This window comes from Microcoleus sp. Aus8_D2 (genome assembly GCF_036702665.1).
Taxonomy (GTDB): domain Bacteria; phylum Cyanobacteriota; class Cyanobacteriia; order Cyanobacteriales; family Microcoleaceae; genus Microcoleus.
In genome coordinates, this window is record NZ_JAUBUN010000001.1 from 307488 (window position 1) to 310304 (window position 2817).

The window sequence follows — 2817 nt, forward strand, 5'->3', positions numbered from 1 at the left end:
ATCAGAAGGACTAAAGTCCTGACTACGAACCTTGACAAATCTCTTGAATCCGAGTCGGGATATAGGTTTGTAGTGAGAACTTCAGTCCGCAATCAGAAGGACTAAAGTCCTGACTACGAACCTTGACAAATCTCTTGAATCCGAGTCGGGATATAGGTTTGTAGTGAGGACTTCAGTCCGCAATCAGAAGGACTAAAGTCCTGACTACGAACCTTGGAAAAACGATCGCCAAAACCGATTTTTTTTGAGAATCTGCGATCGACCTACATGATATTTTTGCGGATCTGCACTCGGTTGCTGCGTAAGTTTTGGCGGATGAACCAAAAGCTCGATCGAGCTTTTGGTTTTTAGCCGTTGGGAAACAGCCGACAGGGACGGCTGTTGGCTTTTTTTCGGTTAAAATTAATTTTAAGTTTAGGGTGCACGGGTTCCTTAAAATATTTTCACCCAAATCAGCGAGATAATATTATATCAGATGAACTGTCAAGCACTAAAACTATTTTTAATCGCTGGAATCTTTGGGTTAGTTTGGTTGGGAAAACCGGCGAAAACATCCGCGAGCAACGTTGAAATTTTGACCTCAAATGTTGAGGATTTGGCAACAGTCAGCAGCGGAGCCGATCGACCTTTACGAAGCAACGACACGAATCTTGACAGCCGCGAAGACTTGCCGGCCACTGAGTCCGATCGATCGACTTTGGCACCAATTCAACCTGCGGAAACTCCCGATTTACAGCCAGAAGTTGGCAATTTTGTCGATCGCGCATTCGCCACCAATGCTCCAGAAACTGAGCTTTCTAACTCTGATCCAAAGCTAGAAGAAAATATTAGTGTCCCAACAACCGATTTAGGTATCGATCGAGATTCGCAACTGAGCCAACTGCCCAACCCAATTCAACCGAGAGAGCCGGAATTACCTGCACCAAAAGCACCGCAACCTCCGCCGCCGTCTCCCCTCCAACCAACGGAGCTAACACCCGTTCCCGGCGATGTGAGACCGGGGATTCCGGGTACAATTAGGGTTTCGCGGTTTGAATTTGAGGGAAACACAGCTTTTAGCGATCGCGAACTCGCAGAAGTGACAAAAGAGTTTGCGGGGCGCGACATCACCTTTGCCGAACTGATCGCAGCAGAAGCTGCTGTAACTCAAAAATACGTAACAGCAGGATACATCAATTCCGGCGCTGTAATTCCCGCCAACCAAACCTTTCCCAGAGAAGGAGGTGTGGTGAAAATTCGGATTGTCGAAGGCGGATTAGATGAAATTCAGATTAGTGGAAACAGGCGTTTAAATCCAAATTACGTGCGATCGCGCTTGGAGCGCGCCACCAGGCGGCCGTTGAATCGCGAGCGACTGCTGGAAGCCTTGCAAATGCTGCAACTCGACCCCTTAATTGCCAATATTTCGGCAGAATTGCAAGCTGGAAGCCGCCCGGAAAACAGCCGTTTGGAAGTGCGGATTAAAGAAGCAGACAGCTTCAGCGGCGAAGTTTTTCTAGACAACAATCGATCGCCCAGCGTGGGCAGTTTTCGGCGCGGCGTGCGCCTCAATCAAGCAAATTTGGTCGGTTTGGGCGACGGGTTAGAGCTATCCTACGCTAACACCGACGGCAGCAACGAATTCAACGGCAGCTACACAGTCCCCGTCAACGCGCGCAACGCCACGATTCGGTTTGCTGCGAGTGCTGCGTACACTAACGTCATCGAAGAACCCTTCGATGCTGCCGAAATTGAGGGGAAATCGCGGACTTACGAGTTAACTTACCGCCAGCCGATTGTCGAAAAGCCCGATCGCACTTTGGCTGTGGGAGTGACTCTTTCGCGCCAAGAAAGCGACACATTCCTGTTGGGGGATAGATTTGCGCTGTCAGCGGGAGCAAACGAGCGAGGTGAAACGCGGGTTTCGGCGGTGCGGTTTTTTCAGGAATACGTGCAGCGGAATACCCGACAAGTGCTCGCAGCGCGATCGCAATTTTCCGTCGGTACCAATTTTTTAGGGGCTACTGCGAACGATAGCGGGCCTGACAGTCGCTTCCTGGCGTGGCGCGGACAAGCGCAGTACGTGCGGCTGCTAGCGCCGGAAACCTTGCTCATAGTGCGTTCCGACATTCAATTCGCCGATCGCCCGCTGCTGTCCCTCGAACAAATCGGGATCGGCGGCGTGCAAAGCGTGCGCGGATACCGGCAAGATTTGCTGTTAACTGATAGCGGTGCGATCGCATCTGCGGAGGTGCGAATCCCGGTGTGGCGCGTGCCGAAAGTCAAAGGATTGTTACAAGTCGCTCCATTTATCGATTTTGGGGTAGGATGGAACAATTCGAGAGAAAAAGCGAATCCTGACTCCGATAAGCTGCTGGGTGCGGGTTTGGGAGTAATTTGGCAAATGGGCGATCGATTAAATGTGCGTCTCGACTACGGTATTCCTTTGATAAATGCTCGATCGGGCGATCGAACTTTGCAAGAAAAAGGCATCTACTTTCGGATTAATTATTTTCCCTTCTAACTCTCTCTCGGCGACAACAAAAAAATAGGTTCGTAGTGAGGACTTTAGTCCGCATCCAACAACCAATACCATTTTGACAAAAAATGATACACAATCAAAGTGGTGTTTGTTTATAAGACGATTGCGATCGGGTGCGGATCTCTTAAATTGTCGATAGGTAGTTAGGGATTGTTAGTGGATCCACACCCTACGACTCCAAACCAATACCATTTTGACAAAAATTGATACACAATCAATGTGGTGTTTGTTTATAAGACGATTGCGATCGGGTGCGGATCTCTTAAATTGTCGATAGGTAGTTAGGGATTGTTGGT

Annotated in this window: 1 protein-coding gene; it reads left to right on the forward strand. The window is 49.2% G+C overall.

Features of this window, described 5'->3' with window-relative positions; all coding sequences use genetic code 11:
* The first annotated feature begins 475 nt into the window (after positions 1-475).
* Positions 476-2503: a ShlB/FhaC/HecB family hemolysin secretion/activation protein gene (locus tag QUB64_RS01315; protein WP_333269064.1), complete on the forward strand. Its 2028-nt coding sequence runs from the start codon at positions 476-478 to the stop codon at positions 2501-2503.
* Positions 2504-2817 lie beyond the last annotated feature (314 nt).

Excerpts from the sequence above, each read along its gene's own strand:
- QUB64_RS01315 (WP_333269064.1), top strand. The coding sequence starts at position 476 with ATGAACTGTCAAGCACTAAAACTATTTTTAATCGCTGGAATCTTTGGG.